The organism is Streptomyces sp. NPDC102514 (assembly GCF_055584525.1).
This window is the reverse complement of sequence record NZ_JBVJLW010000022.1, coordinates 1-24,645: the sequence shown is the minus strand read 5'-3', so window position 1 is coordinate 24,645 and position 24,645 is coordinate 1. Positions and strand designations below refer to the sequence as shown.

At 71.5% G+C, this 24,645-nt stretch carries 18 protein-coding genes; 5 read left to right on the top strand and 13 right to left on the bottom strand.

What is annotated here, in order from left to right; genetic code table 11:
* Window positions 1-12: 12 nt before the first annotated feature.
* The 4 genes from ACZ60E_RS39215 to ACZ60E_RS39200 all read right to left on the bottom strand — a co-directional run bounded on the left by ACZ60E_RS39215 (window position 13) and on the right by ACZ60E_RS39200 (window position 4,604).
* Entirely contained in the window at window positions 13-2,229 is a 2,217-nt protein-coding gene (locus ACZ60E_RS39215) for an NHLP family bacteriocin export ABC transporter peptidase/permease/ATPase subunit (RefSeq protein ID WP_453794305.1), read from the bottom strand.
* Between the two features lie 47 nt (window positions 2,230-2,276).
* Entirely contained in the window at window positions 2,277-3,083 is an 807-nt protein-coding gene (locus ACZ60E_RS39210; RefSeq protein WP_384801843.1) for a biotin/lipoyl-containing protein, read from the bottom strand.
* 145 nt (window positions 3,084-3,228) lie between these two features.
* Window positions 3,229-3,444, bottom strand: coding sequence for a type A2 lantipeptide (locus ACZ60E_RS39205; RefSeq protein ID WP_210886663.1), 216 nt, complete (start codon window positions 3,442-3,444; stop codon window positions 3,229-3,231).
* A 464-nt stretch (window positions 3,445-3,908) separates the two neighbouring features.
* Complete coding sequence (locus tag ACZ60E_RS39200; RefSeq protein WP_469446833.1) at window positions 3,909-4,604, bottom strand: type 1 glutamine amidotransferase domain-containing protein; 696 nt, start codon at window positions 4,602-4,604, stop codon at window positions 3,909-3,911.
* A gap of 520 nt (window positions 4,605-5,124) precedes the next feature.
* Here ACZ60E_RS39200 and ACZ60E_RS39195 point away from each other — a divergent pair.
* The gene (locus ACZ60E_RS39195) at window positions 5,125-6,471 is read left to right on the top strand and encodes a S1 family peptidase (RefSeq protein ID WP_384802172.1); all 1,347 of its coding nucleotides are present in this window, start codon (window positions 5,125-5,127) and stop codon (window positions 6,469-6,471) included.
* Between the two features lie 217 nt (window positions 6,472-6,688).
* On the opposite strand, the gene ACZ60E_RS39190 is transcribed toward ACZ60E_RS39195, so the two are convergent.
* Window positions 6,689-8,866, bottom strand: coding sequence for a SpoIIE family protein phosphatase (locus tag ACZ60E_RS39190; RefSeq protein WP_469446831.1), 2,178 nt, complete (start codon window positions 8,864-8,866; stop codon window positions 6,689-6,691).
* Between the two features lie 278 nt (window positions 8,867-9,144).
* Between ACZ60E_RS39190 and ACZ60E_RS39185 the strand changes: the two genes are divergently transcribed.
* Together ACZ60E_RS39185 and ACZ60E_RS39180 are read left to right on the top strand one after the other, a co-directional pair.
* Window positions 9,145-11,613 (top strand): SpoIIE family protein phosphatase, encoded by a 2,469-nt coding sequence (locus ACZ60E_RS39185; protein WP_469446829.1) that lies wholly within the window; start codon window positions 9,145-9,147, stop codon window positions 11,611-11,613.
* 18 nt (window positions 11,614-11,631) lie between these two features.
* The gene (locus tag ACZ60E_RS39180; protein ID WP_385834535.1) at window positions 11,632-12,135 is read left to right on the top strand and encodes a metallophosphoesterase family protein; all 504 of its coding nucleotides are present in this window, start codon (window positions 11,632-11,634) and stop codon (window positions 12,133-12,135) included.
* 190 nt (window positions 12,136-12,325) lie between these two features.
* Here ACZ60E_RS39180 and ACZ60E_RS39175 read toward each other — a convergent pair whose 3' ends face one another.
* Genes ACZ60E_RS39175 through ACZ60E_RS39150 form a run of 6 tightly spaced genes read right to left on the bottom strand, consistent with a single transcriptional unit; the run spans window position 12,326 to window position 19,267 of the window.
* Complete coding sequence (locus ACZ60E_RS39175; protein ID WP_384801826.1) at window positions 12,326-13,429, bottom strand: XdhC family protein; 1,104 nt, start codon at window positions 13,427-13,429, stop codon at window positions 12,326-12,328.
* Window positions 13,422-14,567 carry a vWA domain-containing protein gene (locus ACZ60E_RS39170; RefSeq protein ID WP_469446965.1) on the bottom strand — a complete coding sequence of 382 codons (1,146 nt, stop codon included), beginning with the start codon at window positions 14,565-14,567 and terminating at the stop codon, window positions 13,422-13,424. The genes ACZ60E_RS39175 and ACZ60E_RS39170 overlap by 8 nt, the downstream gene beginning before the upstream one ends.
* A 20-nt stretch (window positions 14,568-14,587) precedes the next feature.
* On the bottom strand, window positions 14,588-15,523 hold the full coding sequence (locus tag ACZ60E_RS39165) for an AAA family ATPase (protein ID WP_469446963.1): 936 nt from the start codon (window positions 15,521-15,523) through the stop codon (window positions 14,588-14,590).
* A 5-nt stretch (window positions 15,524-15,528) separates the two neighbouring features.
* Window positions 15,529-16,389, bottom strand: coding sequence for an FAD binding domain-containing protein (locus tag ACZ60E_RS39160; RefSeq protein WP_469446824.1), 861 nt, complete (start codon window positions 16,387-16,389; stop codon window positions 15,529-15,531).
* A complete protein-coding gene (locus ACZ60E_RS39155; protein ID WP_469446822.1) occupies window positions 16,386-18,782 on the bottom strand; it encodes a xanthine dehydrogenase family protein molybdopterin-binding subunit in 2,397 nt (798 codons plus the stop codon). The genes ACZ60E_RS39160 and ACZ60E_RS39155 overlap by 4 nt, the downstream gene beginning before the upstream one ends.
* Complete coding sequence (locus tag ACZ60E_RS39150; protein ID WP_403730088.1) at window positions 18,779-19,267, bottom strand: (2Fe-2S)-binding protein; 489 nt, start codon at window positions 19,265-19,267, stop codon at window positions 18,779-18,781. The genes ACZ60E_RS39155 and ACZ60E_RS39150 overlap by 4 nt, the downstream gene beginning before the upstream one ends.
* A 277-nt stretch (window positions 19,268-19,544) precedes the next feature.
* Between ACZ60E_RS39150 and ACZ60E_RS39145 the strand changes: the two genes are divergently transcribed.
* Together ACZ60E_RS39145 and ACZ60E_RS39140 are read left to right on the top strand one after the other, a co-directional pair.
* Complete coding sequence (locus tag ACZ60E_RS39145; protein ID WP_469446820.1) at window positions 19,545-21,407, top strand: endoglycosylceramidase; 1,863 nt, start codon at window positions 19,545-19,547, stop codon at window positions 21,405-21,407.
* A 202-nt stretch (window positions 21,408-21,609) separates the two neighbouring features.
* Window positions 21,610-23,049, top strand: coding sequence for a M6 family metalloprotease domain-containing protein (locus tag ACZ60E_RS39140; RefSeq protein ID WP_469446818.1), 1,440 nt, complete (start codon window positions 21,610-21,612; stop codon window positions 23,047-23,049).
* Window positions 23,050-23,356: 307 nt separating this feature from the next.
* On the opposite strand, the gene ACZ60E_RS39135 is transcribed toward ACZ60E_RS39140, so the two are convergent.
* Both ACZ60E_RS39135 and ACZ60E_RS39130 read right to left on the bottom strand, forming a co-directional pair.
* A complete protein-coding gene (locus tag ACZ60E_RS39135) occupies window positions 23,357-23,713 on the bottom strand; it encodes a hypothetical protein (RefSeq protein ID WP_469446816.1) in 357 nt (118 codons plus the stop codon).
* Window positions 23,710-24,645, bottom strand: a 936-nt coding sequence (locus ACZ60E_RS39130; RefSeq protein ID WP_469446814.1) for a cytochrome c oxidase subunit I, incomplete at its 5' end; no start/stop codon positions are given. The genes ACZ60E_RS39130 and ACZ60E_RS39135, both read right to left, overlap by 4 nt.

The window sequence follows — 24,645 nt, the reverse complement described above, 5'->3', positions numbered from 1 at the left end:
GCGGACGTCATCTCATCGCTCCCTGACCAGCTCGGCGTACGCGCCGCCGGCCGCCACCAGGGCGTCGTGACGCCCGCGTTCCACGACCGTGCCGTGCTGGAGCACCACGATCTCGTCGCTGTCGCGCACGGTGCTCAGCCGGTGCGCGATGACCACACAGGCACAGCCGCGCCTGCGCAGGTTGTCCATCACGAGCTGCTCGGTCTCGGCGTCCAGCGCGCTCGTCACCTCGTCCAGCACCAGGATGCTGGGCCTGCGCACCAACGCCCGTGCGATCTCCAGGCGTTGGCGCTGCCCGCCGGAGAAGTTGCGGCCGTCCTGCTCGACCCGGCTCTGGATGCCGCCCGGGCGGCGCATCACCACGTCGTACAGCGCCGCGTCCCGCAGCGCCTCGACCACCGCCTCGTCCGGGACCGACGGGTCCCACAGGGCGATGTTGTCGCGGACCGTGCCCTCGAAGAGGAACACGTCCTGGTCGACGAAGGACACGGAGGACGCGAGCGCGCCGCGCGGGATGTCCTCCAGCCACTGCCCGTCGATCCGGATCACGCCCTCCCACGGCGTGTACAGGCCCGAGATCAGCCTGGACACCGTCGACTTGCCGCTGCCGGAACCGCCGACCAGCGCCACCTGCCGGCCCGGGCCGACCGTCAGCGAGAACCCGGACAGCAGCGGCTTGTCGAGCGGGCTGTAGCCGAAGGTGATGTTCTCCAGCTCCACATGGCCCTGCAGCCTGCGGGTGCTGTCGTTCGCGCCGCGCCGCGAGTAGAGCGGGTCCGCGGCGAAGTTCTCGACGTCCTTCAGCCGGGCCACGTCGGCCGCGAAGTCCTGGATACGGCCCGCGACACCGTTGAGCCGGGTGATCGGCGCGGTGAAGCGGGTCACCAGCGCCTGGAACGCGACCAGCAGACCGACGGAGATGTGTCCCTCCACGGCCCGCATCCCGCCGATCCACAGGATCAGGGCGCTGTTGAGCGTCGCCAGGGTCGGCGCGACGACACCCAGCCAGGCGCTCGGTACCCCGAGGCGCTGCTGTTCCTCCAGCGTGGTGGCGTGCTGCCCCGCCCACTTGCGGAAGTAGCCGTCCTCGCCGCCGGTCGCCTTCATCGTCTCGATCAACTGCAGGCCCGTGTACGCCGTGTTGGTCAGCCGCGCGCTGTCGGCCCGCAGCTTCGCCGTACGGGTCGCCCGCAGCCTGATCACGACCCGCATCGCCACCACGTTGAGCAGGGCCACCCCGACGCCCACCGCCGTGAGCTGCGGATCGTAGGTGTAGAGCAGCACGGCGTAGAGGACCACGACGATCGCGTCCACGCCCGCCGCCGCGAGGTCGCGGGCCAGTGTCTCGGCCACCGCGTCGTTGGACTGGAGGCGCTGCACGAGGTCGGCCGGGCTGCGCTGGGAGAAGAACGTGACCGGCAGCCGCAGCAGATGCCGCAGGAACCTGGCGCTGCTGAGCGTCGAGGAGATCAGCCGGCCGCGCAGCAGGTTCGCCTGCTGCAGCCAGGTCAGCACCACCGTCAGCAGCACACTCGCGCCCATCGACGCGAACAGCACCCCGAGCAGCGAGGTCTGCCCGCCGATCAGGAACATGTCGATGTACGTACGGCTGAGCGCGGGCACGGCGGCGCCGACCGCCACCAGCAGCAGACTGGCGAGCACGGCCGCGGGCATGGTGCCCGAGGTGCCGCGCAGCCGGGCGGGCATCGCGCCCATGACACCGGGCTTGCGGCCGCCCTTCTCGAAGTCCGGGCCCGGCTCCAGGACGAGTACGACGCCCGTGAAACTGGTGTCGAAGTCCTCCATGGAGATGAAACGCCGACCCTTGGCGGGGTCGTTGATGTGCACCCCGCGCCGGCCCAGACGGCGCCCGATCCCGTCGAAGACGACGTAGTGGTTGAACTCCCAGAACAGGATCGCCGGGGCCTGCACCTCGGCGAGCGCCGCCGTGTCCATCTGCATGCCCTTGGCCGTCAGGCCGTAACTGCGGGCCGCCTTCAGCAGGTTGCTGGCCCGCGAGCCGTCGCGAGAGACACCGCAGGCGATACGCAGTTCCTCCAGCGGGATGTGCCGTCCGTGGTGGGCGAGGACCATCGCGAGGGAGGCGGCGCCGCACTCCACGGCCTCCATCTGCAGGACGGTGGGCGTACGGACACGTCTGCCCCGCCCCTTGGGGACCTTGCGCCTGGGCGGCGCCGAGCGGCGGCGGCCCCGTACGGGCGGCGGCAGTTCGGTCGCGGTGGTGTGTGTGGCGGACGAGGTGTCCTGGGGTGCGGTCACGGCAGCAGCCAATCGATCGGGCGCTGGTCGTCCAGGCGGATCGAGCCGGAGGCCATGGTCATGGAGTCGAGCCGGAACGGCGGGCCCTCCACGGACGACCACTTGTAGCCGGACTTCGTGCCGGACGAGGTGTCGAGCCGGACGAGGACGGCCACCGGCCTGCCCTTCTCGGTGAACTGCTCGCCCAGTTGGCCGTCACCGAGGAAGGCGGCGATCTGCTGCGGTGACTGGGCGGCCCGGTCCACCGACTTCACATGGCCGCGCAGCACCCCGTACTCCTGGGTCGGCACGGACTGGACGGTCAGGTCGACGGCGGCGTTCACGGGGATCGTGGCCGCGTTCTCGGCGGGCACGTACACCGTCGCGTACAGGGGGTCGTCGGAGGCGGCGACCTTCTCCACCGCGGCGACGTTCGTGCCGGTGCTGATGATCGCGCCGATCGTCGCGGCGAGCCCGGAGACCCGGCCGGCGGCGACACTGCGGACGACCGTCTCACCCTTGGCCGTACGGACCTTGAGGACGGGCGCGTTCGCCTTGATACGGCGGCCCTGCTCGGTGAGGACCGCGGTCACCTGACCGGAGACGGGGCTTTGCAGGAGGTAACTGCCCTGCCCGTGCGTGAGGATGGCGGGCGCGCTCACCGTGGACGCCACGGAACCCGTCACGGCCCAGACCGACGCGGCCGCCATGACGACGACCGTCACGCACAGCACGAGCCAGCCCTGCGGGCGGGCGAAGCGCACCGGCAGGTCGAGCTCCTCCGGTGACTGCAGTTTGGCGAGGGCCTGTTGGCGGAACTGCACGGAATTCTCACCTGCGAGTGACTGATGGCACGCCCCGAAGGCGAACCGAGCCAGAAGAACAAAAGAAGGGGAGGAGCACCCGTGAGTCCCGGAACCGGGGGAATGGTTCCGGGACTCACGGCACGCTAAACGACCACAGAAGTGATCAGAGACCGGCGACCAGGCCGGTGACCGGGGCGGTGTTCAGGCCGGTCGCGCCCTCGACCGTGCCGACGACGGTGTCGACCAGGCCGGAGACCGGGGCGATGCCGTCGACAGCGCCGGTGACGGTGCTGAGGGCGTTCAGCGCGAGGCCGCCCGAGACGTTGTCGAGGTCGGCGTCGGAGATCTCGGCGGTCTGGACCTGGGGGGTGGAGTTCATGATGAACTTCCCTTCCTATTGATATTCACAAGGGGGGAGCGGCCCCCTCTGGGGACAGATGGTCGGCCGCGACCGCGAGCGCCCGGATCCCGAAACCGAAATCCGAAGAACGGCCCCCGCGATGCAATGGATCAAAGCACGGTGCCGTGTCGCGCATCCAATCAACGGGCCTTGCGATCCGGGTATTCGGGAGCCGGATCGGTTCAACCGTGCAGGCCCGTGCACCGCGTGGTGGCGACTTCTTCACATGGCCCCGGGGGTCGTCCACATCTCGGCAACACACGGCGGAAGGTGAATGGGGCACACCTCGCCAATGACACGGCACGCGACGATCCGCTGTGCGGATTCGCCGCGTGCCGTGACTCCACTGCGTATTCGATGTGCAGATTTGCTGAAGCCAGGATTCCGCTCCGGCCGATGGGCTGTCCGTCACCACCCGATCGCTGAAGGTGACCGGCCGGCCGTCAGCCGAGCTTCCTGAGGAGCTCGGCCGCGAGCGGCGCGGAGGAGGCGGGGTTCTGGCCGGTGACGAGGTTGCGGTCGACGACCACGTACGGGGCCCACGGCTCGCCCTCCTGGAAATCGGCGCCGATCTCCACCAGGCGGTCCTGGAGCAGCCACTTGGCCTTGTCCGCGAACCCCGCCTGGGTCTCCTCGATGTTGGTGAACCCCGTCAGGCGGTAGCCGGCGAAGGCGTTGCCGCCGTCCTCCGTGGTCGCGGCCAGCAGCGCGGACGGGGCGTGGCAGACCACACCGAGCGGCTTTCCCGACGCCAGGGCGCGGGTGAGCAGGCGCCCCGAGTCGGCGTCGACCGCGAGGTCCTCCATGGGTCCGTGGCCGCCGGGGTAGTAGACGGCCGCGTACGCGTCGAGGTCCACGTCCTCCAGACGGATCGGGCGCCGCAGCTCGTCGAACGAGGCGAGGGTGGCGGCGACCTTCTCCGCGCCCTCCTGCCCGCCGTTCAGCTCGGGGGCCAGGCTCCCCTTGTCCACGGTCGGGGTGACACCGCCCGGGGTGGCCACGACGATCTCGTGGCCGGCCGCCTTGAAGACCTCGTACGGGGCGACGGCCTCCTCCGCCCAGAATCCGGTCGGGTGCTTCGTGCCGTCCGCGAGAGTCCAGAAATCGGCACCGGTCACTACGAAAAGAATCTTCGACATGTATCGAAGGTAGGCCTATGGGACACAGAGTTCCAATGGGGGACCAATGGGGGGATCAACGGGGATGCGTCGGGGGCGCCGGATTTCCTGTGACGTCACGGGAATGGGCCCGAATACGCCTGAATGAACCGGCGTGGTCCAAGAGCCATGTGGCCGTATTCCAGTCACTTTCGCGCTTTCGCCATCCGGGCCTCGAACAACGCGTCGGGCAAGGCGCCGATCGGGATGTCGACCGGGGCATCGATCGTGCGCATCCCTCACCGCCGACGGCTTCCGGCACCGAGGCGGTGACGCCGTCCATGCGGTCCGGTCCCTATCCGTGGTGGTCAGCGTCATGGGGCCGTCGGTCCGCGCCCTCGCGGCCCCTCCCTCCGCCGCGGCCGAATCGCGCTTTCGCAAAGGAAGTTGAGCAACAACGTTGAACGCCCCACGCGCCGCCTGCGTATCAACAGCCATCCAGGCGCCCGCAGTCAGCCGTCATTCGGCGGCTCGGACCCCCAGTCCCCAGGAGGTCATGAAGTTGAGTCACAAGCGGATACCGAAGCGCAAGGCCGTCATAGCCGCAGGAGGCGTGGTCGCGCTCGGCGCGGCGGCCCTCATCCTGCCCAACGCGATGGCGTCCCAGACCGATGCGACGGAAGGTGCCGCCCCCAGAACGCTGAAGGCCGCGGACGCGTCTGACCTCGCCTCTCAACTGGCCGAACTGCTCGGTGAGAGCTATGCCGGCGGGTATTACGACTCCGGCAAGCAGCAGCTCATCATCAACGTCGTGGGCGACAACAACAACATCATCCTGGCGGAGAAGAAGGGCGCGGTGGTCCGTCAGGTCGAGAACAGCACCGCCGCGCTCAAGACCGCGTCGCAGACGCTGAAGGCCGACGCGACCATCCCCGGCACCTCCTGGGCCGTCGACCCCCGGACGAACAAGATCCAGGTCACCGCCGACAGCACCGTCACAGGTGCGAAGTGGGACCAGCTGGAGTCGACCGTCCAGACGCTCGGCGCGGGCGTGGCGACCATCAAGAAGTCCGCCGGTGAGTTCAAGACGTTCGTCGAGGGCGGCGACGCCATCTTCGGTGGCGGCGCGCGCTGCTCGCTCGGGTTCAACGTCGTCGCCGACGACGGCAGCCCGGCCTTCCTGACCGCGGGCCACTGCGGTGTCGCCGCCGCGGAGTGGTCGGACGCGCAGGACGGCGCGCCGATCGGCACGGTCGAGACGGCCACGTTCCCCGGTGACGGCGACTTCGCCCTCGTCAAGTACGACGACCCGGCGACCGTGGCGCCCAGCACGGTGAACACCGGCGAGCAGACCGTGGAGATCCTGGCCGCGGCGGATGCCACGGTCGGCGAGACGGTCATCCGGATGGGCAGCACCACCGGACTCAACGACGGTCAGGTCACCGGCCTCGACGCCACCGTGAACTATCCGGAGGGCACGGTCACCGGCCTCATCCAGACCGATGTGTGTGCCGAGCCCGGTGACAGCGGTGGTTCGCTGTTCACCGCGGAGGGCAGCGCGATCGGCCTGACCTCGGGCGGCAGCGGCGACTGCACCGTCGGTGGCGAGACCTTCTTCCAGCCGGTGACCACCGCGCTGACCGCCGTGGGCGCGACGCTCGGTGCGGGTGAAGAGGCCGGGGCCGGTGAGGAAGCGGGTGCGGGTGAAGAGGCTGGCGCCGGTGAGGAAGCGGGTGCTGGTCAAGAGGCCGGGGCCGGTGAGGAAGCGGGCGCTGGTGAGGAAGCCGGTGCCGGTGGTGACGCTGTCGGTGGCGAGGAGCAGGTCGGCGATGCGGGGGACCAAGCCGGTGACCAGGCGGGTGACCAGGCCGGTGACGCTGCGGGTGATGGTTCGGGTCACGACCAGTGATCTGACCTTGCGTCAGTAGCGGTGCCGTTCGGTGCGGTCCGGTCCTCCGGCGGGAGGATCGGACCGCACCGTTTTTGTAGGGGCGGCCGGGTGGTTCGTCTGGTGCGGGTCGGTGGGGGCTGGTCGCGCAGTTCCCCGCGCCCCTTGGGGGGTGGGGGTGTGCGGAGATTGATGGGTGCGGGTCCGTCGTGGCTGGCCGCGCAGTTCCTCGCGCCCCTTACGGGGCCGGTGTTGCCCGGAGTAGGAGGAGGGCCACGTCGTCCAGGCGTTGGGTTGCTGTGCCGCTGTGGTGGACGAGGCTGTCGGCCACCTCGTCCAGGGGGCGGTCGCCGATCTCGGCTAGGAGTTCCGCGAGGCCCGCCAGCGCGTCCTCGATGTCGACGCCGCGGGATTCGATCAGCCCGTCGGTGTAGAGGGCGAGCAGCGACCCGGGCGGCAGCGCCACGTCGGTCGTCGGGTAGACGGCGCCCGCGTCGATGCCCAGCAGCGGACCGCCCGCCAGGTCGAGGACGCGCACCTTGCCGTCGGGCCTGCGCACAAGGGGCGGCGGATGCCCCGCGCGGGCCATCACGAGCCGCCCGTGCGCCGGATCCAGCCGCAGATAGACACAGCTCGCGAACAGTTCGGTGCCCAGGTCGATGAGCAGGCGGTTGGTGCTCCTCATGACCTCCCCCGGCGACTGCCCCACGGTGGTGTAGGCGCGTACGGCGGTACGGATCTGGCCCATCAGGCCGGCCGCGGTGACGTTGTGTCCCTGCACGTCGCCGATGACCGCGGCGGCCTCGGCCGTGGTCTCCGCGCCGGTCGGGACGAGGTCGTAGAAGTCCCCGCCGATCTCCATGCCCTGGGTGGCGGGCAGGTAGCGGGCCGCCGCCTCGATGCCGGGCAGCGACGGCAGAGAGTGGGGCAACAGTGCGGCCTGCAGACCGTGTGCCAGCTTGTTCTTGGCGTCGTACAGGCGGGCCCGGTCGAGCGCCTGCGCGACGAGCCCGCTGAGGCTGGTCAGCACGGCACGCTCGTCGGCCGGGAAGGGATGGGGCGCCGCGTACGCGAGGACGCAGGTGCCGACCGGCCGTCCGGACGCGATGAGCGGCAGATACGCCCAGGCCGCCATGTCACCGGCCGGCCGCTGGTCCGGGTACAGCCGTGCCAGTTCCTGACCGGAGGCGAAGAAGGCCGGCACCCCGCTCACCAGGGCGTGCGTGCCGGGCGAGGGATCACTGAGCTGCATTCCGTCGAACCGTTCCAGATCCCGCGGGTCCGGGTAGCCGCGCTGTCCCAGGACATGCAGCCGGCCCGCCTCCGAGCCGAGCATCACCAGCCCCTGGCTGCCGACGGCGGGGGCGATCTCGTCGGCGACCAGCTGGACCACGTCCTGCACACCCACCGCCTGCGTGAGGGCCCCGGCCAGGCTCAGTACCTGCGAGATGGAGACGAGACGCGTACCGGTCTCCCCGTGCCGGAAGGCGGCGGGGCCCTCCCGTGCCACGGCCCGGGCGCGGGTGATGCGCACGCTCAGCCCGTTCGTACTGGGATAGAGGCGGAACGACAGCCACTCCGAGGGCGGGCGCAGCGCCACGAACGACGTCACCTGCTGGCTGATCAGTGCGGCACGGTAGCGGTCCTCGTAGACCGGGTCGTTCAGCCAGGGCACCGACGCCCACAGCTGCATGCCCAGCAGAGCGCTGACCGGCAGCCCCAGCAGCTCGGCCGACGCCGCGTTGGCGAAGGTGATCCGCCCCTGCAGATCCAGCGCGCACAGCCCGTACGGCAGACGCGCCACCATCCGCGACGCCTCGACCGTGCCGAGTGTCCCCGCCACGCTCGCGAGGGGCGCGGGGGAGAGCAGATCGGGTTCGGGCCGGATCTGCCGGCCCGCCTCGTGGGCGCGCTCCAGCCGCATGGCGAGCCGGTCGCAGGCGGCCGTCAGATGGTCCCGCTCCCAGTCCGACAGCTCCGGGGGATGCGCACCGGGCCAGGTCACGAAGATCGCCCCGTACGTGGCACGGTCGGTCGCCACCGGCAGCGCGGCCAGCGCGAACGGGTAGGGCAGGACCACCGAGATCCGCGGATAGCGCCGGGCCATGTCCTGCTCGCCGCCCACCCACACGAGCCGCCGGTGGCGCGCGGCCTCCGCCACCGGGATCGGCGCGCTCAGACCCAGCCGCTCCCAGGGAGCCGCGAACGCCCTGGGCAGCCCGGCCATCACGGCCATCTCCAGCACCGGCTCGCCCGGGGTCAGCAGGTACACCGCGCCCGAGTGGGCGTGCACCTCGTCCATGAGCGCGGCCAGGGTCAGGGAGAGCAGCGGCCGGCCGACCGGAGCGGGGGCGGGCCGGGGCGGATGCCCGGATGCCTGCCAGTGGGACACAGCGACCACCTCCCTCGGCCACATGGAGGAGCCTTGGGGTCAAGGCTCCCCCGTGGGAGCGGTTCCCGCACGGCGAGGGTGCCCGGGTGCGCCGTCGCGCCTCCGCCGGGCGCCCCCACTGTCCGTTCCGTGCGCCGTTCTACGCAGCGTGACCCCTGTCGGCGGTATCCCCGGCAGGCCCCGGAAACTCTCCGTGACGCCGCCGAAGGGCCCGTGGGAGGGGCCCCGGGCACGTCCGGCCGACGGGCCGCCCCACTTCGTGACGGTCACAGGGGCTGCGCCCGCGTCCCGGAAGCGCTGTAATGACGGACGTGGTCAGTGAGGGCGATGCGGGACGCAGCACGAGAACGGTGCGTGCCGAACTTGCCCTCAAGGCGCTCCGCACGGACCTCGGCTCCCCCGAACGGCTGCGGAGCGTGCTCGAACAGGCACTCGTCTACGGCGGTGCGACCCTCGCCCTCGTGTACGCGCCGGGGGACCGCGGTGACCAGCTGTGCCTGATCGAGTCCGCGGGCGTCCCACGTGCCCTGTACGGCGTACGCGACAGCTATCCGCTCTCGGGCGGCTCACCCGCGGCCGACGCCTACCGTGCCGGACAGCCCCGGTGGCTCGGCCCCGCGGAACTCGCCGTACTGCCCGGCGCCCGGCCCGCACCGGCGGGGGACCACTGGCTGGCGGCCCTGCCACTGCCCCCCGACCCGCGGGGCGGCGGCTGCCTGGTGGCCGTGAGCGAGAACCCGGGCGGCTTCGACACCGAGGACCGCAAGTGCCTGGAGCTGTTCGCCGAGGCGGTCTCCTTCCCGCCCCCGTCCGACACCGGCGAGTCCGAGCCGCTGCCCAGCAGCTCGTTCAGCCTCGCCATGGACTCCGGCCGGGTCGAGGTCGACGACGAGATGCTGGAACTGTTCGGACTCGTGCCCGACGAGTTCGACGGCAAGGTCGAGACCCTGCTGAGCATGACCGTGCCGGAGGACCTGCCCACGCTGATGTCCGTGGTGGAGGCCGACCACATGTCCATCGGCGAGCGCGAGCTGGAGTTCCGTATCCTCCAGCCCTCCGGCGACCAGCGGTGGCTGAGGCTGCGCGCCCGGCTGCTGCCCGCCGCCGACGGGCGCCCCTCCCGGCTGGTGGGCACCGTCGCCGACGCCTCCAAGCTGCGCTCCGGCGGCAACGAGGTGGCCCGCGTCCAGCGCCTCGCCGCCGCCCTCGCCACCGCGGGCACCGTCCACGACGTCGGCCAGGCGGTCGTCACCGCCCTGCGCCGGCCCCTGCACGCCGACCGCATCGCCCTGGCCGAGCTGGAGGGCGACCGCCTCGTCGTCACCGTCCTCGACCCGCCGGAACCGGAGGCCTGGCCAGAGGTGTGGCGCACCGAGTGGCGCTCGGAGTGGCCCGACGCCCCCGTACGCACCATGCCGACCCTGGAGGCCGCCCTGCGCGAGGGCCGCGCGGCGATCTGGCCCGCCGGCACCCCGCTGGAGCCCGCGCTCGCCGACGTCGGCCCCGGCGGCCTCGCCGTCCTGCCCCTGCCCGCCGGCGGCCGGATGGCCGGGGCCTGCCTCATCGGCTGGGACACCCCGCACGACTTCGGCCCCGACGAGCGCGCCCTGCTCACCGCCTCCGCCGGTCTCGCGGGGCAGGCCCTGATGCGCGCCCACGCCTTCGACGCCGAACACGAACTCGTCGGCATGCTCCAGCGCACCCTCCTCCCGCGCCGGCTGCCGCCGCTGCCCGGCGCCGAGGCCGTCGCCCGCTATCTGCCCACCACGGCGGGCCTGGAGGTCGGCGGCGACTGGTACGACGTCATCCCGCTGCCCGACAACCACGTCGCCCTCGTCATCGGCGACGTCCAGGGACACAACGCCCAGGCCGCCACCCTGATGGGCCAGATGCGTACCGCCCTGCGCGCGTACGCCGTCGAGGGCCACCCCCCGGACGTGGTCGTCTCGCACGCCAACCGGCTCCTCATGGGCATGGAGACCGACCTCTTCGCCACCTGCTGCTACGTCGACGTGGACATGGCGGAGGGCACGGCCTGGTGCGTACGGGCCGGGCATCTGCCGCCGGTCCTGCGGCACCCGGACGGCACGACCGCCGTCGTCGTCACGGAGGGCGGGCCGCCCCTCGGCGTCATCACCCAGGCCGACTTCCCGATGAGCCCGCTGCCGCTCCAGCCCGGCACCGTGGTGGCCCTCACCACCGACGGCCTGGTCGAGTCCTCCGAACTGGAGATGGACGACGGCCTGAACCGGCTCGCCGGCCAACTGGCCGCCGCCGACCCCGCCCACCTCGGACTCGTCGCGGACGCCCTCCTCGCGGACGCCAACCGCGGCGACGACGTGGCCCTGCTCCTCATGCGCTACGACGGCCTGGACCTGAGGCCGCTGCGGGAGAGCTGGACGGTGTGGCGCGTCCCCGAGGCCGTCCGCCACGCTCGCCGCTTCACCCGGCGCGCCCTGCGTGCCTGGGGCGTCCGGGACGAGCCCGACGCCATCCTGCTGATCGTCTCCGAACTCGTCACCAACGCCCTCGTGCACACCGAGGGCCAGGTCCGCCTCGACCTCACCCTCATCAGCAACCGCATGCGCGTCGCCGTCGTCGACGCCTCACCGCGTTCGCCGATCAAGCCCACGAGCATCGGCTGGGAGGCCACCGGAGGCCGCGGCATACTGCTGGTCGAGGCGCTCTCCGCCACCTGGGGGACCGTCCCGGTCAGCGGCGGCAAACAGGTCTGGGCCGAACTCCCGCTGATCGAGCCCGTCGGCGACTGACCGGAGAGACTTGCTCCCATGCGCCTCCTGCTCATGTCCGACACCCACCTCCCCAAGCGCGCCAAGGAACTGCCCGCGCGACTCCTCGCCGAACTCCCGCGCGCCGACGTCGTGATCCACGCCGGCGACTGGGTGGACACCGCGACCCTCGACCTCCTCGAAAGCCGTTCGCAGCGGTTCATCGGCGTGTACGGCAACAACGACGGCCCCGATCTCAGGGCCCGCCTCCCCGAGATCGCCCACGCCGAACTCGACGGCCTGCGCCTCGGGGTCATCCACGAGACCGGCGCCGCCCAGGGCCGCGAACGGCGGTGCGCGGAACGCTTCCCCGACCTCGACGTCCTGGTCTTCGGCCACAGCCACATCCCCTGGGACACCACGGCCGCCACCGGACTGCGCCTGCTCAACCCGGGCTCGCCCACCGACCGCAGACGCCGGCCGCACTGCACGTACATGACCGCGACGGTGACGGACGGCGTGCTCGACGCCGTCGAACTGCACCGCCTGCCACCGCGCAACTAGGACCTGTCCGGTCGATCACGGCGAAGACGCGGGGTGTGGCACGCACATCTGCGGCGTTGTCGTCGGTTGCCGACGCTCCGCGTCGACGCCCTCCTCCGCCTTGCAGCTGCACGCACCACACCCCGCTCACCGGCGCCCACAAGGCACCGCAGCTTTCCTTCGCCGTGATCGACCGGACAGGTCCTAGCCGTCAGGGGTGCCGCGGGTGGATCTCCCCGTTCGTCGCGGCCAGCGGGGCGCCGCTGCCGCCCCAGCGCAGCGCGACGATCTCCGCGGCGACGGACACGGCCACCTCCTCGGGCGTACGCGCCCCGAGGTCGAGGCCCACCGGCGAACGCAGCCGGGCCAGTTCGGCCTCGTCCAGCCCGCCGTCCCGCAGCCGTTTCATCCGGTCGTCGTGCGTACGCCGGCTGCCCATCGCCCCGATGTACGCGGCCGGGCGGCGCAGCGCCTCCTCCAGGAGCGGCACGTCGAACTTGGGGTCATGGGTGAGGACACAGATCACCGTGCGTTCGTCGGTCTCCGTCTTCTGCAGGAAGCGGTGCGGCCACTCGACGACGACCTCGACACCCTGCGGGAAGCGCTTCGGGGTGGCGAAGACGGGCCGCGCGTCGCACACGGTGACCCGGTAGCCGAGGAACGCGCCGATCCGGGCGACCGCCGCCGCGTAGTCGATCGCCCCGAAGACCAGCATGCGCGGCGGGGGAGCGAAGGAGTGCAGGAAGACCGTCACCGCGTCCTCGCGCCGCTCGCCGTGCGGTCCGTAGTGCCGTCGGCCGGTGGCGCCCAGGGCCAGTTCGCCCCGCGCGTCGGCGGTCACGGCCACGTCCAGGCCGGTCGTGCCGAGGGTTCCGGACACCTCGTCCGCCCAGACGGCGAGGGTCGCCCCGCGCCGTGCGGGGCCGTCGATGACCGTCGCCACGGTCACCGGGCGGGCCGCGGCCACCGACTCCGCGACCGCCCCGAAGGACGGATCGAGTGCGGCCGTCACGGGCCGTACGAGGAGGGTGATCTCCCCGCCGCAGGTCAGCCCGACGGCGAAGGCGTCCTCGTCGCTGTACCCGAAGGTCTCCAGGCGGGCCTCACCCGACCCGACGACCTCCTGCGCCAGCTCGTACACCGCGCCCTCGACGCAGCCGCCCGACACACTGCCCACCACCTCGTCGCCGGGCCCGACGGCCATGGAGGCGCCGGGGTCCCGGGGCGCGCTGCGGCTGACGGCGACGACGGTGGCGAGCCCGAAGGCGGAGCCCTCCGCGTACCACCGGCCGAGCGCCGGGAGGATCTCACGCATCGTCCGCTCCTCTCACCACCGCGGCCAGACGTTCCAGCGCGGCCAGACTGTGGCCCTCGACGAACGCGTCCACGCTCGGCAGCGCCGCCGCCATTCCGGCGGCCACGGGCGCGTATCCGGGACGGGCCTTGCGCGGATTGGCCCAGATCACCCGGTGCGCGAGCCGGTGCAAGCGTCGCATCTGGGCGGCGAGCGGTTCCGGATCGCCACGCTCCCAGCCGTCCGACAGCACGACGACGACCGCGCCGCGTGCCATGCCGCGCTGCCCCCACCGGTCGAGGAAGTCCCGCAGCAGCTCGCCGAGCCGGGTGCCGCCGCGCCAGTCGGGTACGGCCGCCGCGACCGCGGCCAGCGCGGTGTCGGGGTCGCGGTGCGCCAGCTCACGGGTCACCCGTGTGAGCCGCGTACCGACCGTGAACACCTCCGTGCGCACCCGGCCGCCGTGCGCGGCGGCATGCGCGAACCGCAGCAGCGCGTCCGCGTACGCCGCCATCGAACCGCTCACGTCCACCAGCAGCACCACCCGCCGCGGTCGCCCGGCCCGCGCCCTGCGCAGCGGCGGCGCGGGCTCACCGCCCCGCCGCAGCATCTCCCGCACGGTCCGCCGGGGATCGAATGATCCGCGCCGGGCAGGCCGCAGCCGCGCGGTACGCCGGGGCTCCCCGCGCAGCGCGAACGCGGCCAGCAGGCGCCGCAGTTGACCCCGCTCCGCCTCGGTGAGCCCCGCGAAGTCCCGGTGCCGCAGCACCTCGGCCGAACTGGCGAGCACCGCCGCCGGTACGCCGTCCCGCTCGCCCTCCCCGCCGGTACGGGGAGCGGGCCCGGCATCCTGCACGGCCACCCTGAGCCGCGTCGCGGGAGCGGCCCGCACCGCCCTGCGCTTGGCCCCCGCGCCCCCGAAACAGGCCGCGAACACCCGGTCGTACCGCTCCAGATCGTCCCGGCTCCCGCACAGGGTGAGCCGCCCCGACCAGTACACGTCGGACCGCGTCCCCGGCCGCAGCACATCGAGCGCGCCGATGAGCGCCTGTACGCGATCGGGTCCCGCGTCGACCCCGGCGGCCCGCAGGGCACGGGCGAAGCCCACCAGCACGGCGGGCCCGTCGACAGCCTCCCGCGCGTTCACGCCCCGGCTCATGTCCCCCGCCATGTCCCGGCTCACGCCCCGCGCACCGCGAGCAGCGCCGTCAGGTCGAGCCCCCGGGCCCGCTCCAGGTCCTCCCGGTACTTCAGCACCGACCCCAGGGTGGCCACCGCCAGCTCCGCGTCGGCCTCCGTGGCGCCCAGCGCGGCCATCGCCTCCGCCCAGTCGATGGTCTCCGCGACCCCCGGCGGCTTGACCAGCTCCTGTGCCCGCAGGGCCTGCACGAGGGCGGTCACCTGCTCGGCGAGCCGCGCCGAGGCGGCCGGCACCCGCCGCCGCACGATGGCGAGTTCGCGCGCGAAGCCCGGGTGGTCGAACCAGTGGTAGAGGCAGCGCCGCTTCAGCGCGTCGTGCACCTCGCGGGTCCGGTTGGAGGTGAGCACCACGACCGGCGGTGACTTCGCGCGCAGGGTGCCGAGTTCGGGGATCGTCACCGTGTACTCGGACAGCAGCTCCAGCAGGAAGGCCTCGAACTCGTCGTCGGCGCGGTCGATCTCGTCGACGAGCAGCACGCACGACCGGGTCTCCAGGGCCCGCAGCAGCGGCCGGGCGATCAGGAACCGCCGCCCGTACAGTTCGTCCTCCAGCCGGTCCGCGTCGGTGAGCCCGGCCGCCTCCGCCGCCCGCAGATGCAGCAGCTGGCGCGGGAAGTCCCAGTCGTACAGCGCCTGGGAGGCGTCGATGCCCTCGTAGCACTGGAGGCGGATCAGCGGGGCGTCCAGGGCGGTGGCGAGGGCCGACGCGAGCGCGGTCTTGCCCACGCCCGCGTCGCCCTCGCAGAAGATCGGCCGCCTCAGTCTGAGCGCGAGGAAACAGGCGACCGCCAGCCCGTCGTCGACGAGATACCCGCTCTGTTCGAGCCGGACCCGCACGTCGTCGGGCCCGGCCGGCCACCCGGACCGGCCGCCGGCCCCGCCGCCCGCCCCGCCCTCCCGCTCCTCGCGTGCGATCGGCCTCACCCCATTCCCGCGGCGGCCAGCACCGAGCGCCGTGTGAGCACCCGCGCCAGCTGCGCCCGGTACTCGGCGGAGGCCGCCGGGTCGGAGGCCGGCCGTGTCCCCTCGGCCGCCGCCTGCGCGGCCCGTGCCACCCCGTCAGGCCCCACGCCCGCCAGGGCCTCCTCGGCGGCGGAGGCCCGCAGGGGAGTGGACCCCATGTTGGTGAGGCCGATCCGGGCCTCCGCGATGTGCCCGTCCTCGCGTCGCACGAGCGCCGCCACCCCGACCATGGCCCAGGCCTGCGCCACCCGGCTGAACTTCTCGTAGCGGAAGCCCCAGCCGTCGTACTCGCCGGTCTTCGGGACCCGTATCTCCACCAGCAACTCGTCCGGCCGCAGGGCGGTCTGGAGGAAGTCGACGAAGAACTCCCGGGCGGGGATCGCCCGTCGGCCGCCCGGACCCGCCGCGATGAGTTCCGCGTCCAGCGCGAGCGCCACCGCGGGCAGGTCGCCGCCCGGATCGGCGTGGGCGAGCGAGCCGCCGAGCGTGCCGCGATGGCGGATGGCCGGGTCGGCGACCGTGGCCGCCGCCGCGGCCAGGAGGCCCGCGTGACGGCGTACCAGCGGGTCGGCGATGACGTCGTGGTGGCTGGTCAGCGCGCCGACGACCAGCACGTCGCCCTCCTCGCGGACCCCGCGCAGCCCGGGGATCCGGCCCACGTCGACGAGCAGTTCGGGAAAGGCGAGCCGCATCCTCAGCAGCGGCAGCAGGCTCTGTCCGCCGGCGAGGACCTTCGCGTCCTCGCCGGTCCCGGCGAGCGTACGGACGGCGTCGTCGACGCTCGTGGGCCGTACGTACTCGAATGCCGGAGGAATCATGACCGCTCAGCCCCTTCCCAGCCGGACCGGTCCGCCTGCGCGGACCGCAGGGCCTCCCAGACGCGCCCCGGTGAGCAGGGCATCCGCACGTCGTGGACGCCCAGGGGCCGCAGCGCGTCCACGATCGCGTTGACGACGGCCGGGGTGGAGGCGATCGTCCCGGCTTCCCCGACTCCCTTGACGCCCAGGGGGTTCGAGGTGGCGGGCGTCTCCGTGCGGTCGGTCGTGAACTCGGGCAGGTCCGGTGCGGCGGGCACCGGATAGTCGGCCATGGTGCCCGACACGAGGTTGCCCTCGTCGTCGTACACGGCCTCCTCGTAGAGCGCCTGCGCGATGCCCTGGGCGAGGCCGCCGTGCACCTGGCCCTCGACGATCACCGGGTTGACCACCTTGCCGACGTCGTCCACGCAGACGTACGAACGGATCGAGGTCCGGCCGGTCTCCGTGTCGACCTCGACCGCGCACAGGTGGGTGCCGTGCGGGTAGGAGAAGTTCTCCGGGTCGAGCAGGTGCTCGGCGTTGATGGTCGGCTCCATGCCGTCGGGCAGGTCGTGCGAGGAGAACGTCTCGAAGGCGACCTCCTGGATCGTCCTGCGCTCCTCGGGCGACCCCTTCACCGAGAACACGCCGTCCGCGAAGTCGAGGTCGCGCTCGTCGGCCTCCAGGAGATGCGCGGCCACCTTCCGCGCCTTCTCGACCACCTTCTCCGCCGCGTGGTGCACGGCCGCGCCGCCGACGACCAGCGACCGCGAGCCGTACGTGTCCATGCCCTGCGGCGCCGACCTGGTGTCGCCGTGCAGGACCTCCACGTCCTCGAAGGGCACCCCCAGCGCGTCGGCGGCGATCTGGCTCCAGCAGGTCTCGTGCCCCTGCCCGTGCGGACTGGTCCCGGTGACCACCTCGACCTTGCCGGTGGGCAGCATCCTGATGCTCGCCGCCTCCCAGCCACCGGCCCCGTACCGCAGATCCCGCAGCACCCGGCTCGGCGCGAGCCCGCACATCTCGGTGTACGTGGACACACCGATGCCCAGCCGCACCGGGTCACCGCTCTCGTTGCGCTTGGCCTGTTCGGCCCGCAGCTCGTCGTACCCGAAGAGCGCGAGCGCCTTGTCGGTGGCGGCCTCGTAGTTGCCGCTGTCGTAGGTCAGCCCCGCGATCGACGTGTACGGGAACTCCTCGTGCCCGATCCAGTTCCGGCGCCGCAACTCCACCGGATCCAGACCCACTTCGACGGCCAGCTCGTCCATGATCCGCTCGATGGCGTACGTGGCCTCCGGGCGCCCGGCACCCCGGTACGCGTCCGTGGGCGTCCGGGTCGTGAACACACCCGTGCACGTGAACGCGTACGCGTCCATCTTGTAGATCGCCGGATACATGAAGGCGCCGAGGATCGGGATGCCCGGCGTGACGAGCATCAGATAGGCGCCCATGTCGGCGAGCAGATCGACCTTCAGGCCGAGCAGTCTGCCCTCACCGGTCGCGGCGACCTCGATGTCCTGGATCTGGCCGCGCCCGTGGTGGGTGGCGAGGTAGCCCTCGGAGCGGGACTCCGTCCACTTCACCGGCCGGCCCAGACGCCGGGCGAGGTCGAGGGCGATGACCTCTTCCCCGTACACCTGCAGTTTCGAGCCGAAGCCGCCGCCGACGTCGGGGGCGACCACGCGCAGTTTGTGTTCGGGGATGCCGGTGACCATGGCGAGCATCACGCGCAGGACGTGCGGGATCTGGGTCGCCGAGTGGACGGTGTACTCGCCGGACGCGGCGAGCGGGGTGACGACGACCGACCGCGGCTCCATGGCGTTGGGGATGAGGCGCTGCTGGTGGTAGCGGCGGTGCAGGACGACGTCGGCGCGCTCCCTGACCGCCTCGTAGCTCTCACCCGTGGCCAGCGGCCAGACGTAGCAGCGGTTGGTCCCCTTGTCCGCGTGGACCAGCGAGGCGTCGTCCGCGAGCGCGGCCTCCAAATCGAGTACCGGGGGCAGGGGTTCGTAGTCGACCTCGATCGCTTCGAGCGCGTCGGCGGCCGTGTACCGGTCGCGGGCCACGACGACCGCCACCGGGTCGCCCGCGTACCTGACCTCGTCCACCGCCACGGCCGGATGGTCGGGCAGGACGATGTCCTCGGTCACCGGCCATGCGCACGGCAGCGAGGCCAGGCCCTCGGCGAGGTCGCGGCCGGTGAACGCGGCGACGACACCGGGCCGTTCGAGGGCGGGGGAGGCATCGATGCGCTCGATGCGGGCGTGTGCCATCGGGCTGCGCAGGATCGCCAGGTGCAGCAGGCCGGTGACGCCGATGTTGTCGGTCCAGTTGGTCTGTCCGGTGACGAGCCGCGCGTCCTCCTTGCGGGGGCGGGACCGCCCGACCTCGCGCTCGCCGGTCCGCTCGCTCATGGGGCCACCTCCTGGGCCGCGGGCTCGGTGGCCCCGGCGGCGTCGAGGACCGCGCGCACGATGTTCTGGTAGCCGGTGCAACGGCAGAGGTTGCCCTCCAGGGCATGGCGTACGTCGTCGGCGCTCGGCGCCGGGTTCTCCCTGAGGAGGTCGCGCGCGGCCATGATCATGCCGGGGGTGCAGTAGCCGCACTGCAGGGCGTGCCGCTCGTGGAACGCCTTCTGGAGGGGATGCCACTCCCCGTTCACCGCCAGCCCCTGGACGGTGGTCACTTCGCTCCCGTCGGCCTGGACGGCGAGCACCGAGCAGCTCTTCGCGGTCGCACCGTCCAGGTCGACCGTGCAGGCCCCGCAGTTGGAGGTGTCGCAGCCGACGGGGGTGCCGGTCAGGCCCAGCCGGTCACGCAGGTAGTGGACCAGCAGAAGACGGGGTTCGACCTCGTCCTCGTACTTCGTGCCGTCCACCGTCACCGAGATTCGGGTCATGTGCCCTCCCAGGGAACCGTGCGAGGGTGCGTGGGAATTCAGCCACCGGACGTGATGGGCGTCACTCTAGAACCGCGCCCCGGGAGGAGCGAGGGCCTGGGCAGGCCTTTGTTGAACGTTGATCCGTCCTGGGGCGGCTTCGGAGCGTCCGGCGTTCGAGGACCGGGAGAGCGGGTCCGGCGACGGCCGAATACCACAACTACCTTTCAAAAAAGGTGACTTACTCTCAGGTCAGGAGACTTGACGGGCTGAAGATGCACACGGGACTGTTGTGTACATGTCGAAGTTGCGTGTGCATCTGCTCGGCGTCCTCGTTCTCCTGACCGGTCTCCTGTCGACCGCCGGAGCCCAGTCCGCCGCCGCCCTCCCCGACGACCTGTGGTTCGACCCGGCCGCCGCCGCGACCCTCACGGTCCAGAACGGCCGCTTCACCGACGGGCTCGGCCGCGAGGTCGTGCTGCGCGGCTACAACGTCTCCGGCGAGACGAAGCTGGCGGAGAACAACGGCCTGCCGTTCGCCTCGGTCGCCGACGCCAAGAAGTCCGCGACCGCGCTGCGCGCCCTCGGCGGCGGCAACTCCGTGCGCTTCCTGCTCTCCTGGGCGTACGCCGAACCGGTGCGCGGCCAGGTGAACACCGCCTACCTGGCCGCCGCCACCGACCAGATGCGCGCCTTCCTGGACGCCGGGATCCGGATCTACCCCGACTTCCACCAGGACCTCTACTCACGCCACCTCTTCGACCCCGACAGCTGGTACACGGGCGACGGCGCCCCCAAGTGGGCCGTCGACGCCGGTGACTACCCGGACGAGTACTGCGGCATCTGCCCCTTCTGGGGCCAGAACATCACCTCGAACGCCGCCGTCACCGAGGCGTCGTACGACTTCTGGCACAACGCCTTCGGCCTCCAGGACGCCTTCCTCACCACCGCGCAGACCACCATGGCCTACGTCGAACAGCACCTGACCGACGCCCAGTTCGCCGGTGTCGTCGGCTTCGACCCGTACAACGAGCCGCACGCGGGCATCTACGACCCGGGTCAGACGAGCCGGGCGTGGGAGAAGGACGTGCTCTGGCCCTTCTACGTGAAGTTCCGGGCGCGGATGGACGCGGCGGGCTGGCAGGACAAACCCGCCTTCGTGGAACCGAACCTCTTCTGGAACGCCAACATCGACTTCCAGAAGCAGGAGGGCGGCCTCCTCGACTCGGGCACGCTCGGCCCGCGCTATGTCTTCAACACCCACTTCTACGACCAGAAGGCGATCTCGGGCGTCTTCATGTGGGGCAAGGCGGAGAACGGGCAGTACGCCACCGACTTCGGCACCGTGCGCGACCGGGCCGCCGCCACCGGCACCGCCGCGGTCGTCAGCGAGTTCGGCCACCCCCTCTCCGGCACCGTCTCCGACAAGGCGCCGACCGTCCTCAAGGCCATGTACCAGGCCCTCGACTCCCGTGTGAAGGGCGGGAGTTGGTGGACCAGCCCCACCCAGTCGGGTCCCGTCCTGTCCGGCTCGCAGTGGCAGTGGGACATCTACAACGGCCGTCACCACGAGCTGATGAACGGCAACGCCGACAAGGTGCTCACCACCGGTGACGCCTGGAACGACGAAGACCTCTCCGCCGTACGCCTCGACGACTCCGGGACGGCCGTGCTGCGCCAGGACGCCCGGCTCCTCGACCGCGTCTACCCGAGCGCGACGGCGGGGAGGACGGTCGCCTTCACCTACGAGGACCGTTCGCGCGACGGCTCCACCACCCTCACCTGGAACCCGGTCCCCAGCTCCCTGCCGCGCGTGGCCGAACTGGTCGGCTCCGGCCAGTACGCGCTCCAGGTGTGGCGTTCGGACGGCAGCGCCGAGCCCACCGAACTGCACCTTCCCGCGTCCTTCCCGACCGCCTCCACGACGGTCGTCTCCGACCTCGGAGTGACGGCCTCGCCGCCCGCCTACACCAGGACCACACCGATCGCGGCAGCACGCGAAGCGGGCGGCACGGGCAGCCGCCGCCTCCTGCTGACCGCCGCGGACACGGGCGTCCTGCACTACGCCCTGGTCACCAACGGCGCGACGGCCCCGTCCGCGACACTGCTCAACGCCGCGCGGACCGAGCTGGCGAACTGGGCGGCGACGACGGTGGGCTGACGGCCGGCCGGGGAGGGGTGTTCTTCCCCGGGGCCAGGACGGCGGAGTTCCGCTTCACGGGACCCAACGGCCCTACGGCGGGGCGACGTTGACAGCTGGGGCACCCCCGGATATGAGAGGGCTTAAGGCCTCATCAGGGCCGGTTTTCTCTGGATCCTCCGTATCCGGCAAAGAGGGGTTCGTCCCCTGAAGGGGGTGCCTGATGCGTCACACGCTCAGCCCTGTACGGCCAGCCCACGACTGCGCCGCCGCCTGCCCCGTACCGCTGTCGCCGCAAGCACTGGCCCAGCTGTACGCCCGCTATCTCGAACTGACCAAAGAACGCCGCCTGCCCAGGAACACGACCTTCGAGGAGTACTACGCCATATGGCGTGCGGGCCGGCGGGGCGAGAACCTCGTCGGCCTCGACGACGGGTCGATCGACCCGGGCCCCAGCACCGACAAGCAGCTGATCACCCGCCCGGCGGCCCAACTCCGCGGCACCGTCCGGACGCTCGTGCTGCTCGTCGACTTCCCCGACCAGCCGCACGAGGTCGACCACGGCCCCGGCCACTACGACAGCATGCTGTTCGGCCTCGACGAGTTCCCGAGCGGCAGCATGCGCTCCTTCTACCGCCAGGTCAGCGGCTTCGACACCTCGCCCAGTACCGGCATCGACATCCAGGGCGCGGTGCACGGCTGGTTCCGGATGCCGCAACCCCTGTCGTTCTACGCCGACGGCAACTCCGGCATGAACGCCAACTTTCCCCGCAACACACAGGGGCTGGCGCGTGACGCCGTACTGGCGGCCCGTGAAGCGGGGGTCGACTTCAGCTCCTTCGACGCGCTCAACGAAGGTGCCGTCACCGCCCTGTTCATCATCCACGCCGGACGCGGCGCCGAGCAGACGACCCAGCGCGGCGACCTGTGGAGCCTCAAGTGGACGATCCCCGAAGGGGTCGAGGTCGCGCCCGGCCTGTCGGTCCGTACGTTCCTGACCGTGCCCGAGGACTGCGCCATCGGAGTCTGCGCCCATGAATGGGGCCACCTCGCGGCACGCTGGGCCGACTACTACGACACCGGACAGCAGCAGCTGACCCGGTCGGCCGGCCTCGGCAACTACTGCCTCATGTCGGGCGGTTCCTGGGGCAACGGCGGACTGACCCCGGTGTTCCCGACGGCCATGCTGCGGATGTTCCACGGCTGGATCGAACCCCAGGTGGTCAACAAGACCACCCGCGACATCAGGATGCGGCCCGCCGCGGAGGACGGGAGCGCGGTGTTCGTCCAGAACCCCGAGACGATGTCCGACAGCCAGTACATCCTCGTCGAGTACCGGCGCCGCCGAGGGCAGGACGCGTTCCTGCCCGACGAGGGGATCGCCGTGTACGTCGTCGACGAGTCGATCGACAACGTCAACGACGAGCAGAACCTCGCCATCGAACTCCTCCAGGCCGACGGCCGCGGCGACCTCTCCCGGATGTTCGGACGGGGCAACCGGGGCGACAGCGACGACCTCTACCCGTTCGGGGACAGGAACACGGTCGGCGAAAAAACGGAGCCGCCGCTCAATCTGCCCGACGGCAAGTGGACGGGGGTCACGGTCGAGACGGCGGGCACGCCCGGAGCCGACGAGATGACGGTCCACATCACGGTGGCTTGACCGAGGGTCCGGGTGCGTTTTCGGGTGCGGCCCCGGTGGGGGCTGGCCGCGCAGTTCCCCGCGCCCCTGAATGGGGCGTGTGTTTTCGCGTGCGGCTCCGGTGGGGGCCGTTCGCGCAGTTCCCCGCGCCCCCAAAGGGGCGCCTGGTTGGCGCCGGTTGCGCATTCAGGGGCGCGGGGAACGGCGCAGTCTTTTGGTTTTTGGGGGCGCGGGGAACGGCGCAGTCCTTTGTCTTTTAGGGGCGCGGGGAACTGCGCGGCCAGCCACTACGCGCCCGCAGGCGACGATGCGCACGGGCGCGCCCCCGTCACCGCGCAAGTGAGAGGACGAGCAGGCCGGCAGCGGCGGCGAGGCCTGCCGTTCCGAGCGCGAACGTCAGGAGCAGCCGCCGCCGCAACCCGCCGTACACCTCCTCGTACTCACCCCGCAATTCCACCCCACGCAAAGCCGTCCGCCTCCAGGAAGCCCGCGCAAGCCCCACGTACTCCTCGACGAACCGCTCCTCCACCTCCACCCGTTGCCCATCGGTGAGCCACCCGAACTGCCGGGCGAAACGCGCAGCCACAAGCCGCCCGTCACCAAGCGTCGCCTCGACCAGCAGATGCCCCTCCACCTCGGCGATCAGCGCCCCCGCATCGACCGCCCGGTCATCCATCGCGGTCACCGAAGAGCCCCCTCGATCCCGGGATGGTGGAGATCGAAGGACGGCGACTCGGAACGAATACGCGGCAGCACGACGAAGTTGTGCCGCGGCGGCGGGCAGGACGTGGCCCACTCCAGCGAGCGGCCGTACCCCCACGGGTCGTCGACCTCCACCTTCTCGCCGTACTTCGCCGTCTTCCAGACGTTGTAGAAGAACGGCAGCAGTGACAGCCCGAGGACGAAGGAGAAGACAGTGGAGACCGTGTTGAGGAACGTGAGTCCTTCCACGGCCAGATAGTCGGGAATCCGGCGCTGCATTCCGTTCGTGCCCAGCCAGTGCTGGACGAGGAACGTCCCGTGGAAGCCGATGAACAGCGTCCAGAAGGTGATCTTGCCGAGGCGTTCGTCGAGCATCTTGCCGGTGAACTTCGGCCACCAGAAGTGGAAGCCGGAGAACATCGCGAACACGACCGTGCCGAACACCACGTAGTGGAAGTGCGCCACCACGAAGTACGAGTCCGAGACGTGGAAGTCCATCGGCGGCGACGCCAGGATGACACCGGTCAGACCACCGAAGGTGAAGGTGATCAGGAAGCCGGTGGCCCACAGCATCGGGGTCTCGAAACTCAGTGACCCCTTCCACATGGTGCCGATCCAGTTGAAGAACTTCACGCCGGTCGGTACGGCGATGAGGAACGTCATGAAGGAGAAGAACGGCAGCAGCACACCGCCGGTGACGTACATGTGGTGCGCCCACACCGTCACGGACAGGCCCGCGATGGCGATGGTCGCGCCGATCAGGCCCATGTAGCCGAACATCGGCTTGCGGGAGAAGACCGGGATGACCTCGGAGATGATGCCGAAGAACGGCAGCGCGATGATGTACACCTCTGGATGGCCGAAGAACCAGAAGAGGTGTTGCCACAGCAGCGCTCCGCCGTTGGCCGAGTCGAA

Coding starts and splice junctions, on each gene's coding strand:
- ACZ60E_RS39200 (WP_469446833.1), bottom strand. CDS start 4,604: ATGTCGAAGATTCTTTTCGTAGTGACCGGTGCCGATTTCTGGACTCTC.
- ACZ60E_RS39190 (WP_469446831.1), bottom strand. CDS start 8,866: ATGTGGCCGAGGGAGGTGGTCGCTGTGTCCCACTGGCAGGCATCCGGG.
- ACZ60E_RS39170 (WP_469446965.1), bottom strand. CDS start 14,567: ATGAGCCGGGGCGTGAACGCGCGGGAGGCTGTCGACGGGCCCGCCGTG.
- ACZ60E_RS39185 (WP_469446829.1), top strand. CDS start 9,145: ATGACGGACGTGGTCAGTGAGGGCGATGCGGGACGCAGCACGAGAACG.
- ACZ60E_RS39160 (WP_469446824.1), bottom strand. CDS start 16,389: ATGATTCCTCCGGCATTCGAGTACGTACGGCCCACGAGCGTCGACGAC.
- ACZ60E_RS39145 (WP_469446820.1), top strand. CDS start 19,545: ATGTCGAAGTTGCGTGTGCATCTGCTCGGCGTCCTCGTTCTCCTGACC.
- ACZ60E_RS39180 (WP_385834535.1), top strand. CDS start 11,632: ATGCGCCTCCTGCTCATGTCCGACACCCACCTCCCCAAGCGCGCCAAG.
- ACZ60E_RS39140 (WP_469446818.1), top strand. CDS start 21,610: ATGCGTCACACGCTCAGCCCTGTACGGCCAGCCCACGACTGCGCCGCC.
- ACZ60E_RS39205 (WP_210886663.1), bottom strand. CDS start 3,444: ATGAACTCCACCCCCCAGGTCCAGACCGCCGAGATCTCCGACGCCGAC.
- ACZ60E_RS39150 (WP_403730088.1), bottom strand. CDS start 19,267: ATGACCCGAATCTCGGTGACGGTGGACGGCACGAAGTACGAGGACGAG.
- ACZ60E_RS39155 (WP_469446822.1), bottom strand. CDS start 18,782: ATGAGCGAGCGGACCGGCGAGCGCGAGGTCGGGCGGTCCCGCCCCCGC.
- ACZ60E_RS39175 (WP_384801826.1), bottom strand. CDS start 13,429: ATGCGTGAGATCCTCCCGGCGCTCGGCCGGTGGTACGCGGAGGGCTCC.